We start from the raw sequence: 14,604 nt of genomic DNA, 5'->3' as shown, positions 1-14,604 counted from the left end.
TCCTCCTGAAAATTTCTATGTAAAATTGATATTAATCTATCACATATCATAGCTTTGTCAAATGCTTGATTCCGTAGTGTAATCACAAATGAGAAAGATTAATTCTTTTAATGACGAAAAAAGCCCAGATTCATCATGAAAGAATTTAGCAAGGTCGAAATTTGATTTTAATTATTAAATTAGTCTAACAATCAAAATGATTAATAACTAAGGTACCGATTTGTTGAATTAGTTTAATCGCTTGTTTTCTTTGGCTGGGGTCATTGAAATGGACGAGAATGCCACAATCGATAATTTGCTTAGTAAATTGAAAGCGTGCAAGGTCATGCTCTTCGAGGGCTAGTTCGCCAGTTTTGTTATATGTCACGAGTTGATTTTTATTGGCAACTAATTTTTGTTGATTATGCTGGTGCGATAAAGCTTGTTGGACAATTCGTGCACCAGCCGAGTGATCATTGAACAAATCTTGCCAAAGCTGCATTAGAGAACTCAGAGTAAGGCTATTATCTTGATGCTTATGACTGGCTTGCATCATCAAGCGTCGCAGATTGATTTGTGAGTAGTGAGCATTTAACCAATTGTGAATTTTCAAAACAGTAAAATGATGTAATAACAGGTTGGTGGCACTATTATCGGATAAACTTAACATTAAACGAATTAAGTCCTCAACTAACCAACTATTTTGGTCTAGGTCAGCGATAATACCAGCTCCACCGACACGTTGTTCTGCGATGAATGATAATCTTTCTTGTAAAATGTCGGGATTTTTTTGACTGAGGTCGACCAAATAGCGAGCAATACCTAGTTTAATTAAACTGGCAGCAGAAAAGATGACCTGAGTGTTGGTAGCCATTAAGATATCTGTTCCTCTATTTATCTGAATCGCGTAATCAAATGGACTGGTTGTCAAAATTTGGTTGATTTTTGATTTTAAAGTATTCACAATGCTTGTCCTTACTTAGGTGTTAAGATATTTTGGTCAATTTTTAAGAATGAATTATGTGAAGCAGTTTTAGTCATTAAAATTGCGTCAAGATCGACGAATTTGATATTAGTATTCGCACTCGCGAATGCTACTGCCGCCGTGATACTATTAATGGGTTCAATCATACAACCGATCATACAAGAAATTCCCGCAGTTGCGCAAAGATCATTAATCTGTTGAGCATTTCTAAGACCACCTGTTTTCATTAACTTAATATTTACAAAGTCACACGCCTTTTGTTCAATTAAATTAAGAACGTCAATTACTGAAAAGGCACTTTCATCAGCCATAATTGGAAAATGAGTTTGTGCTGTTAACTTGGCCATAGCATTTATTTGTTGAGCAAGTACAGGTTGCTCAATAAAATCAATTGGCAGATTATTTTCATACCAAATTTGATCCGCTAATAAAGTCTCTTTAACCGTCCAAGCTTGATTAGCGTCAATTCGAAGGTGTACATGATGTTCACAGACCGCACTAGCAATATCGTTGACAATACTAATTTCCTCTAAAATTGGGCGTTGGCCCACCTTAATTTTTAATGCCGAAAAGCCTTGTTGGTCTAACTGTTGAGCCTGTTGAACCATGATTTGAGGCTTGGCAATACTAATTGTGTAATCAGTTATCACTTTTTGATTATGTCCACCTAATAGATCAGTCAGACTCACACCAAAGATTTGACGGCGTAAATCATAAAGTGCTAATTCTACAGCCGCTTTGGCAGCGGTATTATGGATGATACTATTTTGCAAATCATCTAAAAGTAAATTCCAATGCCAAAAATGTTTGTGAAGTAAGCAAGGCCGTAAAACTTCGATAATCACTTGTTGGATAGTTGCCAGAGTATCACCAGTGACTTTTTCATTAGGTGTCGCAGTTCCAAAACCGGTGAGACCATTAGATAAAGTGATTTTGACTTCAACAGCTTGAACTTCTGTGACTTTGTGTAAAGCCGTGGTAAACGGCTGTTTTAGCTCGGTATGCAACAATTGACACGTTAAATCTTGAATAATTAGATCAGTCATTGATAATTTTCTCCTCTTTATGATAAAAAAGTTTGATGGCTTCACGTCTGATTGGGAGCCAACGCCTGTCATTGCGGGTAGGGTATATACGATTGGTGAGACAAATAAAGCCCGTTTGATGATCTAAGTCTAAAGCGATGGAAGTTCCAGTAAAACCTGTGTGCCATAACTGATTGCCTGTTGGCGTCCATTTTTTCCATCCTAAAGTACGACCGCGACAATAAGTCTTCTTTAAGTAAGCAAAACTAGTAGTATTTAAGAGTTGCTGGCCATGATAACAGCCCTGATTCAAATACATTCTGGTAAATTTGGTTAGATCATTCAATGTCGAAAAAAGGCCAGCATGTCCACTAATTCCTCCCAAAATTGCGGCTTTCTCATCATGAACGTGACCGCGAATTAAGCCACCACGTGTTGAATCGAATTCTGTGGGTACAAAATTTAATGTCTGATTACTAATGGGATTAAATTTAGTATGTTGCATATTTAATGGTTCAAAGATATTTTTAGCAAAACTGTGAGCTAAATTGCCGTCAATTTGTTCGATTAACCAGCCTAATAAGATATATCCTAAATCTGAATAAATGGTGTTAGTATTTGATGGGGTTAATAGTTTAGCATGTGTAATAGCGTTAATTAGTTGTTGAGAATCCAATTTTTGTGGATTAGATATATCTGCTGGCAAACCACTGTTGTGTAATAGTAATTGTTTGATAGTAATTTGTGGATAATGAATCATTGGTAGATAATATCCAACATGATCATCTAAGTGGATTTGATTTTGTTCCAGCAATTGAAGAATTCTAGTAGTCGTAGCGACAACCTTGGTTAGCGAGGCGAGATCGTATAACATGTCGGGTTCTAGCGCTACTTTTTCCTGATTTTTGCCTTGATCTCCCAAATAAAAAATTTGTTCTTCTTTAGCACTAACGAAAGCATAAGATACGCCATAAACAATTTTTTGATTAATAGCTGTTTTCATTAGTTGGTTGATCTTTTGTTCAGCTGGGGTCATTTATCAGTTCCTTTCTAAATTAAAAAAAGTATCAATCTTATAAATTGATACTTTTGGGTTAAAAATTAAGCTGGAGAGTCGTCTTGAGCGGCTTGTTGTTCAATATCAAGCTGATGTTTGTCCCACATTTTGAAAAATGGAAAATAGATTGCCATGGCAACAATAATATTAATAATTGTAATCACAATCGCCCGCCAATCAAAACCTGTAACCATGAATGCTCCAATCGGTGCTGGTAAGGTCCAAGGAGCCAATGCGGTTGTTTTATTTAACAGGCCGCTAATGGTAGCCAACCAAGTAATAATACCGTCGGCCAACGGTGCAATAATAAAGGGAATAGCGAAGTAAGGGTTCATGACAATCGGTAAACCAAAAATAACAGGTTCATTGATGTTAAAAATACTTGGGATTAAAACGGCCTTGCCCATTGTTTTGCCCATACCAGATTTTGATAAGAAAGCTAACAGAATACATAAAGCTAAAACTGACCCCGAGCCACCAATATAAACGAAAAATTGGAAAAATTGTTCTGTCATAAAATGGGGAGCCATTGCGGCTGTTGCTCCATGAGTGATAGCTGCCATATTGTCTGATAAATTGTTATACCAATAAGGGTAAATCGGTGTCGAAGTGATCGCACCATGAATTCCAAATAGCCAGAAAATAGAATTGAAAAAGATAGGTATGATAACAGAAATAAAATTGTCTTTGCCGAAATGTGACAGGGGTGACAAAATTGAAAGTAAAAATTGATTTAAGTCGAAGTGTAAGCCCGACTTAATGACCCAAGCCAAAATAATTAAAATGGCAGTAGGTGCTAAAGACATAAAGGAATTAGAGACAGCTGGTGGAACGCCATCTGGCATTTTAATAACCCAATTCTTTTTCTTAAAGAAATAAATAACTTCCACACTAAGAATAGAAACAACCATCGCTGTAAATAAGCCGTAGGAACCAAAATTTTTGGCTGGAAAGACTGTTCCAGCTACAATTCCAGTGGCTTTTCCCATTTTTGGTGTCAGTGTTCCGGGTTCAACAGCTAGCATTAAAAAAACCATAACAGCAATCGTACCACTGGAAATTTTATCTAATTTATAATAGCCAGCCAAACTCGCGGCAATAGCGTAACATGAATAAAGTGCCATTAAGCCGATTGAAAAAGTTACTGGAACACTTAACTCGGTTACATAAGGTTTAACGAATGCTTGCCAAGCTGGTATTGGTAATTGTGCAGCAATTGTAAAAAAAGATCCGACGATTGAGACGGGAATAATAACAGCCATCCCATCACGAATTGCCGTAAAATATCGATTGCCAGCTAATTTGGCCATCCAGCTCGCAATCTTTTCTGAGTCAAATTTCTTCATATTGCTCCCCCTGAAGTTTTAATTAAAACGATTACAAAAAATATTATACCAATCACTTTTTAAAGTACAAGTAAAACTTTAATTAATTTTAGGCAAATCTCATCTTTATTAAATAATCAGTGTAGTGAGATTGCATTTTGTATTAATGGAAATTTTTGTTTGAGATTTAGCTAGTTTAAGTAATTAGTAGATAATTTATTGGATAAATGATCAATTAAACAAGTGGAAGTTGCCAAATTTTAAAAAGTTTAACCAATTCATTTTCCCAGAATGACCAATCGTGTTGACCAGGACTGACCGTGTAAGTGTAGTCTAGCTTCAAGGTTTTCATCCATTGCGCAAATTGATCATTGGCGTCTTTCATGAAGTCATTTTGACCAATAGTGTGCTGCCAATGAATACTTGTTAGTTGTTCTGGCGATGATTGTTTTGCTAATTTTTGTAAATAATTTTGAGGAATTTGGCTACCAAAAATATGTGTATAGTCTGGCATAATAGTTTTGACAATATTTAAATCAACAACTGGAGAAAAGGTAGCAACGACTTGAAACCAATTGGGGTGTTTGAAAGCTAACTTAAATGCACCAAAACCGCCCATCGAGTTACCCAATAAGTAATTTTCACTTCTTTGGTTACTGAGAGGTAATAGTCGCCGCATTTGAGGTATTAGTTCTTCGGTTAAATAATCCCAATAGGGGAGGCCGTCTTTAGCATTGGTATAAAAACTGCGTCCCATGTCTGGCATAATAACGGCAATCCGATAATTACTAGTAATTTGTTCCAAAGTAGTTTTGCGAAGCCAACAAGTTCCGTTATCACCCAGACCATGGAGCAACCAGATTACTGTTAACGGCTGGTTAATTTCTAAATTATCAGGTAATAAAATACGGGTGGTGCATTGATTTTGCAAAAGTAGTGAGAATCTAGTTAATTTTAAAAGAGCCATGAAAACCTCCAGTAAGATATTGATTTTATTTTCCAATATTCTAATTTAGCACTGAAAATGACACTTTGGTATATTTTTAAAAAAATAATTGCTTTTTTAATTTAAATTACTTAGAATTAAAGCACGTGATATCGTTTACTATAATATCAGGAGTATTTTAATAATTAAGGAGTATCAATAATATGAAAATTTTACTTTCATGCAGTGGTGGTATGAGTTCTTCTTTAATCGCAGATGGTTTACAAAAAGAAGGTCAAAAGCGCCAAGAAAAAATTACAGTGCAAGCAGTGGGAACGGAAGAAGTTGCTGATTTATTAGGCAATGACCAATTTGATATAGTATTATTGGCACCCCAGTCTGTTTATCGTAAGGACTATATTCAAGAACAGGCCCAAGATCATGACACACCATTTCTTATGATCCCGAGAACCATGTATAATCCGGTCGCTGTACCTAAATTATTAGATTTGGTACAGCAAGAACTAAACAAATGAATGAAAGCTGGTAAATATGGATAACACTGAACAAATTGCATTTGACATTATTAGTAATACTGGTGAGGCACGCTCAATTTTGATGAATTTGATTGCTGAAGCCGAGAAGGAAAATTTTTCCCAGGTCGACGAACAGCTTAAGCTGGCGAATGATTGTCTGAAGGCTGCTCAAAAAACACATTTAAAACTATTGAGTGATGATGCACAACAAAATGGCGAGGCAAGTTCAATGAATGCATTATTAGTGCATGCTGAAGATCAAATGATGGCTGCCGAACTAATTCGCGATCTTACTATTCATCTAGTTCATTTGAATCAAAAAGTAGCAGAGTTAAGCAATAAATAAATGAAATAAGTAGATCAAAAATTAAGAAATATGGAATTGGTAGGTAATTTATTAAATATAAAAAGTGCTCCACAATAGTCAGATGAATTGACTATGATGGAGCACTTTTTATTGATTTAAGATTGCGTTTGGCGAGCTGACCATTTTGTTTTTTTAAACTTGAATGTGTTAAGAATCAATTGCATCAGTGTTAGCTAAAATCCATTGTTCAGCTTCAGGTGACCAAAGTCCATTGTGAGCTGTTAGAATTTGTCCTAATGGAGAGTTAGTAGCTATTTGGTCGATTGCTATTCGATCAAATTTATGACCAACATAGGTTAATTTTTTGCCGCCGCCGATTTCTGGTTGGTGAAGAATAGTTTCAGAGGTGGCATCTAGTCCTAAAACATGGGTAATTACTTTGGCAACGTTTACTTTACGTTCTGCAATTAATTGTGCTGCTTGCGCCTCATTGGTGGCGTTTCCACCTGAGGTGCCTGCGACATGAGTGAAGTTATAGTGAACGTCATAAAAATTAAGGTTAGCGGAAAAATCTTTTTTCATAGGACCAGCAAATTGATTCAGACAACCATCAGCACGCAATAATTGTCCAGCTAAAGTCAAGATAGGACTGACACTAACCATACTAAAAATGTCATCATAGCCCTCATTGTCTACGGCAGTTAACAGTGCTTGCTTTTGTTCATCGATAGAGAGTCCGTCAACATTGACAAATTTCATTTCTACTTCAGATGAAGGATATAATTCTTTAGCACGTGCAAGTTTGTCAGCGACTAAATCAGTGACAACCAATGTTTTAGGTTTTTTATCCGTATGAATGGCATAGTCAATTGCTAATAACCCCATTGGACCAGTACCACCTAAAATTAAAGTATTACCGCCATTTTTAATCCCCATTGTGTGATTATATGTGTGAGGGATTAAATGAAATTGTGAACTAAATGCGGCAATGACACAACTAAGTGGTTCACACAATGCACCTTCGTAATACGCTTGTCCCTTGAATGGAATTAAGCAGCCTAACTCCATGACTTCATTGGGAATAATAATACAAGTTGCGTTTCCGCCGATGTAAGGATAAGAATATCCTGGGACAAACGGGGTGTCATCACGCGCTAAATTTGGTTGGATTACATAGTTTTCATTTTCAAAAAATTTATTTGCCCACTTGCTTCCTACTTTTAAAATTTTACCAGAAAATTCATGACCAACTAAAGCGGGATTTTGAGCCAAATTAGCAGGCGTTTTTTTATGATCTTCACCTTCTTTGGCCAATTTCCATGACGACATGCACATTGTGTCAGCGACAACTGTCGCTAAAATTTCATCATCTTTAATTTCGGGTAATTCAAAATTTTCGAGCCGTAGATCGTCCTTGCCATAAATTCTAATACCAGTACTTTTCATATATTACAAGCTTTCTTCACTAATGTGATTTTATTTGAATAGGTTAACAATCACTTGCTTATGCTTGCAATATAACAGAACTTTTGTTGAATACAATCCTTTTTAAAATTTAATCACTTTTGTGAATTATTGATCTGATTTTGGATTTGTTGCACAGTTTTGTCTGTAGTGATTAAAACATTAAATATTTGAGCGCGGAGACCACCTAAAATAGCATCAATTTTTTTGCTACCAGTAGCGACAGCAATGGTTGTAGAAATCTTTTTAAGATTAGTTAACTCCATACCAACTAAATTGGGGGAAGTTTGTTGATATTCTGTGCCGTCAAGTGAATAAGCTTGCGATAAAATATCGCCCACCATAGATTGAGGATAAATTTCACCAACACCCATTTGTTTATAGAATTGATGCCAATTATTAGTAACGTTTTTAACACTACCGATTCCAACAATGGCCAAATTGACTTTCTTCCATGAGTTGACAGTATCACGATTATTTTTGGTAGCTAAGATTTCTTTTTTAGCAGCCAGCGATCTAATGAAAGCGGGCGCATTGATGGTACTAATTGTAGAATTCGGAATTTTTCGACTTAAGTTGGAAACTAAAGAGTTTGCTTGGCAAGACATCTCTAGTTGATCTAAGGGTCCCCCAATTAGTGGCACTATTTTGATATGTTCATAATTTTCCTGTGGATAAAAGAGATTGACAATAGCTTCTAAAGTTTTACCCCATGATAAGCCGACGACACAGTTATCAGTTAAGTAATTATTAATAACTTCGTTAGCGTATAAAGCGATGGAATTTAAAGTATCTTGATAGGTTTCTTGCGGATCGGTCGGAACAACAACCGCTTGTTTAACGTCAAAGTTTTGACAAATGTAATCTGATAATTCTTGTGTTTGGGAATTGATGGGTGCTCTTACGATAGTTCGAACAATGCCCATTTTTTTAGCGAGTGTGAGTAAACGGCTGATCTCGGTTCGATGAATATGCACGATTGCGGAAATTTCTTGTTGGGAATAATTTTTTTCATAGTACAATTTGGCAATTTTGATTAGACGATCCATTTTCTCTGCATTTGACAATGTCATTGGTAGCACTCCTTTTAAAAAAAATACCTTACTTAAATATATCACATTTGTGAAATAATATTTAGAATTGTTTACAACTTATACACGGTATTTATAATAGCTTATGAATAGATTAACAATTACTTTCTTAAAAAATACACTTATGTGAGGAGTAATTAAAATGTCGAATTGGTTAAATTTAACGGATAAAGTATTTATTGTCACCGGTGGTTCTTCGGGAATTGGTTTGGCAATTGTTCGTGAGCTATTGGCAGATGGTGCACACGTTTATAATGCAGATTTACAAAAAAATCAGGATCAAGGAAATGATTCACAATATCTGTATGTCAAAACCGATGTGACTTCTGATGCGGATGTCGATACTTTAGTTAAACAAGTTATTGAGAAAGAAGGACGAGTTGATGGCTTAGTCAATAATGCGGGCATTAATTTGCCACGTCTTTTAGTAGATTCCAAAAATCCACAAAGTCAATATGAATTTACAGAGACTAATTTTACAAAGATGTTTGACGTCAATGTTAAGAGTGTTTTTCTCTTAGGACAGGCTGTAGCTAGACAATTGGTCAAGCAACGGCAAGGCGTTATTGTCAATATGTCGTCAGAAGCTGGCTTGGAAGGTTCGGTGGGACAAAGTGTTTACTCTGCGACAAAAGGCGCGATTAATGGTTTCACACGTTCATGGGCTAAAGAATTAGGTGAATATAATGTTCGAGTTGTCGGAGTTGCGCCTGGAATTATGGAGGCGACTGGTCTGCGAACACCAGAATATGAGGAAGCTTTGGCATATACGCGACACAAAACCGTTGCCGATATCCGGGCTGGCTATAAAAGTGAAACGACAACGCCTATGGGAAGAAGCGGTCATTTGAGCGAAGTTGCTGATTTGGTAGCATATTATCTTTCAGACCGAGCTAGCTATATTACCGGTGTGACGACCAATGTTGCCGGTGGAAAGTCCCGCGGATAGTGAGGAGTGGATACAATGCAAGTTATATTAACGGGTCATGATAAGACCGCAATTGCAATGAAAAGTGCTGTTGAAATGATTTTTGGTCAAGTTGATAATTTTCAAGAAGTTCCTTTTTTACAAGGAGAGGGCTTAGAAACTGTTCAAGCAAAAATGAAAGCGGTTATTAAGCAATTTGATACCAATGAAGAAATTTTGGTTATTGCTGATTTATTTTCCGGAACACCATACAATGCAGCATCAACTTTATGTTTGAAAGGTTTAGTAACAGATGTGATCGCAGGCATGTCGCTACCAATTTGTTTAGAAGTGGCAAATATGTCACTTTCGATGACTTGTTCGCAGCTTACCCGCGAAATTAATCAAAATAGCACTTCTTATACAAGAATTCTCAGCTTAGAACTACAAAAAACGGAAGAAGATGATATGGAATGATTATTACTTTGGCTAGAATTGATGATCGACTGATTCATGGGCAAGTTACAACTGTTTGGTCTAAAGAATCTCATGCCGATCGCATGATTATTGTAGATGAAGATGTTTATCATGACGAGATTAGAAAAACGTTGTTAAAACAGGCCTGTCCTCCAGGAATGAAAGTTAATATTGTGGATGCCAAAAAAGCGGTGGCTGTTTACAATAATCCCAAATATAAGGATGTAAAAGTTTTTTATTTATTTACGAATCCGACTGAAGCACTGAAAGTTATTCAACGAGGGATTGCTATTAAAATCTTGAATATTGGTGGTATGCAGTATAGAGAGGATCGAAGTCAAATTACTAAAGCAATTTCGGTGAATGCGCAGGATATCGAATCTTTTCGCCAACTTAATGATTTAGGAGTCAAGTTAGATATTCAGACTGTTAAAACAGATCCACATATTAATTTAATGGAAAAATTGCCAGCAGAAGGGTGATAGAAATGTCGGTTATACAAATTATTTTGGTTTTTATTTGGTCTTCCATTACAGGAATGGGGAGTGTGCTTGATGAATTTCAGACACATCGTCCTTTGATTGCTTGTAGTGTCATGGGATTAATTCTTGGGGATCCAGTGAAAGGAATTATTTTAGGTGGAACGCTGGAATTAATTGCTTTAGGTTGGATGAATATTGGCGCAGCTCAGTCGCCAGATTCTGCCTTAGCAAGTACGATTTCCACAATTTTGGTTGTGATGGGTAATCAAAGTATTACCAAAGGTATTGCAATCGCTTTACCAGTTGCTGCTGCAGGCCAGGTTTTAACAGTTATTGTACGTTCGATTACAGTTTTCTTTCAACATGCTGCCCAGCGAGCTGCAGAAAATGCAAAGTTTAAGACAATAGAGTGGTTACATTTTTCTGCTTTATTTATTCAAGCCCTGCGGGTTTCACTGCCGACCACTTTGGTTGCGGTTTTTGTGAGTCCAACGATGGTTAAAACTTTGCTGAATGCGATTCCACAAGTTATTACGGGGGGATTAAACGTTGCCGGAGGAATGATTACGGTTGTTGGTTACGCCATGGTTTTAAATATGATGAGTGTGAAATACTTAATGCCGTTCTTTTACTTGGGCTTCATTTTAGGCGCTTATCTGAAATTAAGTTTATTGTCATTTGGGGTTTTAGGTTTGATTTTAGCAATTATTTATGTTCAATTAAATCCTAAATTCACAAAAGCTGAGACGGTAACTCAATCGAATGAAAATGTTCAGTTAGAATTGCGTGAAGATGAACTGGACGATTGAAAGGAGTGTTCAAAGTGTCCAAGGAACCAACGGTTAAAACCAAAAAAGTAACTAAAAAGGATCTAATTTGGACGTTTGTTTTCGAGAATTTTCAACAGGCATCCTACAATTACGAAACTATTCATGGTTTAGCATTTTGCGTGGATATGATCCCGACAATTAAACGAATTTATCATGATAAAAAAGAACAAATCGCTGCATTAAAAAGGCATATGACATTTTTTAACGTGACACCGGGATTTTGCGGGCCCGTTGTTGGTTTAACAATTGCGATGGAAGAAGCCCGAGCTAATGGCGAAGATGTTGATGAAGGAACCATTCAAAGTTTAAAAGTTGGTTTGATGGGCCCGTTAGCAGGAGTTGGTGATCCCTTGATGTGGGGAACGTTGCGACCAATTTTAGCAGCTTTAGGTGCTTCGTTAGCATTATCAGGTTCGTGGCTCGGTCCAATTATCTTTTTCTTGGCGTTTAATGGCTTTAGATTAGCTTTAAAGTGGTTTGGGCTAACGATGGGTCATAATAAGGGGCTTGATCTAATTAAAGATATTTCAGGCAATCTATTACCTAAGTTGACCGAAGGTGCTACTGTTTTGGGCCTTTTCGTTATGGGAGTGCTCATTCCGAAATGGACTACAATTAATATTCCACTAGTTATTTCTAAAACGGCGGTTAATGGAAAAACGACAGTCACGACATTGCAGAATATTTTGGATCAACTTTGTCCGAGTTTGCCAGCTTTGGGTTTAACACTTTTAATGATGTATTTATTGAAAAAGAAAATTAATCCAATTATCCTGATTTTTGGTTTATTTGGTCTAGGGATTTTAGGTTATTGGTTAGGATTTTTGAAGTGAATTAGGTCAGAGTATCTTTATTTTAAAATAATTAAAAAACAGGCTTGTTGTAACATGGCCTGTTTTTCGTATTTATATGAAAATATTTCTTTAATGAGGTAAGCTTTGATAAGCCAGTTGCTTGATAATGGTTTGATGTTGTGGATATAACTTAAGCAACTCTTCTTGAGTGAATAATTCAAAATCTCGATAGTCAAAACCAGGCGCTACGACACAACTAACCAAACTGTGACCTTGTGCTACGCTGGAACCAAAAATCGTATTTTTAGGAACTGTGTAAGATAAAACTTGTCCCTTGTCGACCTGCGGTCCGATGACAATTTCCTGATAATGACCGTCCGGAAAAATACAGTGAATACTGAGTGGATCATTGGCATGATAATACCAAGTTTCATCTGAATTCAGTCGATGTAAGTGAGAAGGATTCTTGTCTGTTAATAAAAATAAAATAGATGTGTATAACGGACGTTGTCCACGGCTAGTCTTAATTGTTTGCTCACTACGCGCGGTTTCTTTGAAAAATCCGCCTTCGGAGTGTGGCTCTAATTGTAATTCTTTTCGCCAATATTCAATACTCGGTTGCAAAATATTCAAATCCTTTCTTATACTAAGGATATTATAATTCAAAAATTATTTTTCTTAAGAAACTTAATTAAAAATAGGGGGCAATCATGACAACCGTTTTTCTAGTCGATGATGATCAGACTTTAATCCAAGAAGTTCGAAAATCTTTTCTCAAATGGAATATCCAATTACAAATACCTAATGATTGGCAACACATCCAACAAGATTTTGAACAGTCTCATGCAGATTTAATAATTATGGATGTCAATTTACCAAATTTTGATGGCTTTTATTGGGCTCAAAAGATTCGAGCCATTTCTAAAATTCCGTTGATTTTTTTGACTGCTGTGGATCAAGAACCTTCTATATTGCGTGCTTTATCTAATGGAGCTGATGATTTTTTAACTAAACCTTTCAATCTTAGTATGTTAGTAGCCAAAGTTCGAGCAATTTTGCGGCGAACTCAAACTTATGATATGCAACAACAGACCAATCAATTAATTTTTGGACCATATGTTTTTTATGTTTTAGGAAATGAAGTAGTTTTTCATCAGCAACATGTTAGTTTGTCGCCGATGGAAGGAAATATTCTGCGACAGTTGATTTTGAATGTTGATCAATTGATTTCCACAGAACGTTTTTTGCAGACATTTTGGCAAGGCGGTTTGTTTTTAGACGCTGCTACCTTACGAGTCAACATGAGTCGGTTGCGTCACAAACTGCAACCAATTGGTTTGCAAAAATATATTGTAACGCAGCCTGGAGCTGGTTATCGGTTAATTCCTTATGAAAAATAAAATAAAACAAGATTTACATTTAATTTGGGAGCAAAAAAATATTTTATTTTGCTATTTCTGGATAATGGCACTGTTATTATTGTTATTTGGGTTATATCATGTCCGTTTAATTATTTGGTGGGATTTGTTGCGATTTAGTTTTTTATTCATCATTGCTCAAATTGTTTGGCAAATTGTTCATCAAAAACGTAATTTAAAACGATTAGTAAATAAACATTCGATGTGGCCGCCAGTAACTTTGATTGAACGTGAATATCAACAACAATTACAATCTCAAGTTAATCAACAAGTCCAAAAAGATGCTGACTTGCAAAGGCAATTCCGACAGTATCAAGTTTATCTCATCAATTGGGCACATGAAATTAAAGTTCCAATTACGGATTTGCTAATTTTGAGTGAAGATTCAGAACAGGTATCTAGTAGACGAGTCCGAGAACAGACGGAAATGATTCAACAACAATTGGAGACAATGTTGAATTATGATCGCTTATTGGATTTTCAACATGATTTGCGGTTTACCTGGGTTGATTTAAGTTCTATTGTGATTAAAATTATTCAAAAATATGCGACTTTTTTTATTAAATTTCAAATTCAACCGCTTGTTGAGGTGGAATCAGTTAAAGTTTTAACGGACTCTAAATGGCTGCAAACATTATTGGAACAGGTAATCTTTAATGCTTTGAAATATTCTTCTTCACAAAGTCAGATAAAAATTCAATGGCAAAATAATACTTTACTAATTATAGATGCTGGTGTTGGCATTGTTGCTAGTGAATTACCGCGGATCTTTGAGCCGGGTTTTACTGGTCAAAATGGTCGTGATAATCAATCGTCCACAGGAATGGGACTTTATTTAGCACAGCAAATTAGTCATAAACTAAATCTTCGATTGAATTTGTCTTCTAAAGTCCATCAAGGAACAACAGTGTGTATAGTTTTTCCTGCTGAGCATGTACAACACATTGCTAAATTGTAAGGTCATTGACAGAATTGTAACTTGTGAGAAAATCTCTAGCTTTG

17 protein-coding genes are annotated in these 14,604 nt (G+C 36.0%); 9 read left to right on the top strand and 8 right to left on the bottom strand.

The genetic code is table 11. The features are described 5' to 3' along the window. Positions 1-184 precede the first annotated feature (184 nt). From MOO45_RS04365 to MOO45_RS04345, 5 genes are all read right to left on the bottom strand, one after another. On the bottom strand, positions 185-943 hold the full coding sequence (locus tag MOO45_RS04365) for a serine hydrolase (protein ID WP_249513729.1): 759 nt from the start codon (positions 941-943) through the stop codon (positions 185-187). Between the two features lie 11 nt (positions 944-954). Then, complete coding sequence (locus MOO45_RS04360) at positions 955-2,010, bottom strand: dipeptide epimerase (RefSeq protein WP_249513728.1); 1,056 nt, start codon at positions 2,008-2,010, stop codon at positions 955-957. Then, positions 2,003-3,025, bottom strand: coding sequence for a serine hydrolase domain-containing protein (locus MOO45_RS04355; RefSeq protein ID WP_249513727.1), 1,023 nt, complete (start codon positions 3,023-3,025; stop codon positions 2,003-2,005). Before MOO45_RS04355 ends, MOO45_RS04360 begins: the two co-directional genes overlap by 8 nt. Before the next feature lie 65 nt (positions 3,026-3,090). Continuing rightward, entirely contained in the window at positions 3,091-4,392 is a 1,302-nt protein-coding gene (locus MOO45_RS04350) for a PTS sugar transporter subunit IIC (protein ID WP_249513726.1), read from the bottom strand. 214 nt (positions 4,393-4,606) lie between these two features. Next, positions 4,607-5,338: an alpha/beta hydrolase gene (locus MOO45_RS04345; RefSeq protein ID WP_249513725.1), complete on the bottom strand. Its 732-nt coding sequence runs from the start codon at positions 5,336-5,338 to the stop codon at positions 4,607-4,609. A gap of 182 nt (positions 5,339-5,520) precedes the next feature. Here MOO45_RS04345 and MOO45_RS04340 point away from each other — a divergent pair, with 182 nt between their 5' ends. Both MOO45_RS04340 and MOO45_RS04335 read left to right on the top strand, forming a co-directional pair. Continuing rightward, positions 5,521-5,832, top strand: coding sequence for a PTS sugar transporter subunit IIB (locus tag MOO45_RS04340; protein WP_249513724.1), 312 nt, complete (start codon positions 5,521-5,523; stop codon positions 5,830-5,832). Positions 5,833-5,848: 16 nt separating this feature from the next. Next, complete coding sequence (locus MOO45_RS04335; RefSeq protein WP_249513722.1) at positions 5,849-6,178, top strand: PTS lactose/cellobiose transporter subunit IIA; 330 nt, start codon at positions 5,849-5,851, stop codon at positions 6,176-6,178. Between the two features lie 168 nt (positions 6,179-6,346). Here the strand turns inward: MOO45_RS04335 and MOO45_RS04330 are convergent, their stop codons facing one another. Both MOO45_RS04330 and MOO45_RS04325 read right to left on the bottom strand, forming a co-directional pair. Beyond that, positions 6,347-7,585: an MDR/zinc-dependent alcohol dehydrogenase-like family protein gene (locus MOO45_RS04330; protein WP_249513720.1), complete on the bottom strand. Its 1,239-nt coding sequence runs from the start codon at positions 7,583-7,585 to the stop codon at positions 6,347-6,349. A 113-nt stretch (positions 7,586-7,698) separates the two neighbouring features. Further along, on the bottom strand, positions 7,699-8,676 hold the full coding sequence (locus MOO45_RS04325; protein WP_249513719.1) for a sugar-binding transcriptional regulator: 978 nt from the start codon (positions 8,674-8,676) through the stop codon (positions 7,699-7,701). Positions 8,677-8,836: 160 nt separating this feature from the next. Between MOO45_RS04325 and MOO45_RS04320 the strand changes: the two genes are divergently transcribed. Genes MOO45_RS04320 through MOO45_RS04300 form a run of 5 tightly spaced genes read left to right on the top strand, consistent with a single transcriptional unit; the run spans position 8,837 to position 12,223 of the window. Next, positions 8,837-9,643, top strand: a complete 807-nt coding sequence (locus tag MOO45_RS04320) for an SDR family oxidoreductase (protein WP_249513717.1) — start codon at positions 8,837-8,839, stop codon at positions 9,641-9,643. 15 nt (positions 9,644-9,658) lie between these two features. Beyond that, complete coding sequence (locus MOO45_RS04315; RefSeq protein ID WP_249513716.1) at positions 9,659-10,078, top strand: PTS sugar transporter subunit IIA; 420 nt, start codon at positions 9,659-9,661, stop codon at positions 10,076-10,078. Continuing rightward, a complete protein-coding gene (locus MOO45_RS04310; protein ID WP_249513715.1) occupies positions 10,075-10,560 on the top strand; it encodes a PTS system mannose/fructose/N-acetylgalactosamine-transporter subunit IIB in 486 nt (161 codons plus the stop codon). Before MOO45_RS04315 ends, MOO45_RS04310 begins: the two co-directional genes overlap by 4 nt. Next, positions 10,560-11,369: a PTS mannose/fructose/sorbose transporter subunit IIC gene (locus MOO45_RS04305; RefSeq protein WP_249515159.1), complete on the top strand. Its 810-nt coding sequence runs from the start codon at positions 10,560-10,562 to the stop codon at positions 11,367-11,369. Before MOO45_RS04310 ends, MOO45_RS04305 begins: the two co-directional genes overlap by 1 nt. Before the next feature lie 14 nt (positions 11,370-11,383). Continuing rightward, entirely contained in the window at positions 11,384-12,223 is an 840-nt protein-coding gene (locus MOO45_RS04300; protein ID WP_249513714.1) for a PTS system mannose/fructose/sorbose family transporter subunit IID, read from the top strand. Between the two features lie 90 nt (positions 12,224-12,313). Here the strand turns inward: MOO45_RS04300 and MOO45_RS04295 are convergent, their stop codons facing one another. Continuing rightward, positions 12,314-12,808 carry a cupin domain-containing protein gene (locus MOO45_RS04295; RefSeq protein WP_249513713.1) on the bottom strand — a complete coding sequence of 165 codons (495 nt, stop codon included), beginning with the start codon at positions 12,806-12,808 and terminating at the stop codon, positions 12,314-12,316. Between the two features lie 86 nt (positions 12,809-12,894). On the opposite strand from MOO45_RS04295, the gene MOO45_RS04290 reads away from it, so the two are divergent. Continuing rightward, positions 12,895-13,584 carry a response regulator transcription factor gene (locus tag MOO45_RS04290; protein ID WP_249513712.1) on the top strand — a complete coding sequence of 230 codons (690 nt, stop codon included), beginning with the start codon at positions 12,895-12,897 and terminating at the stop codon, positions 13,582-13,584. 64 nt (positions 13,585-13,648) lie between these two features. Continuing rightward, positions 13,649-14,560: a sensor histidine kinase gene (locus MOO45_RS04285; protein WP_249513711.1), complete on the top strand. Its 912-nt coding sequence runs from the start codon at positions 13,649-13,651 to the stop codon at positions 14,558-14,560. Positions 14,561-14,604 lie beyond the last annotated feature (44 nt).

Source organism: Bombilactobacillus folatiphilus, from assembly GCF_023380265.1.
Classification (GTDB): domain Bacteria; phylum Bacillota; class Bacilli; order Lactobacillales; family Lactobacillaceae; genus Bombilactobacillus; species Bombilactobacillus folatiphilus.
The sequence above is the reverse complement of the archived record's forward strand: the minus strand, read 5'-3'. Positions and strand labels throughout refer to the sequence as shown.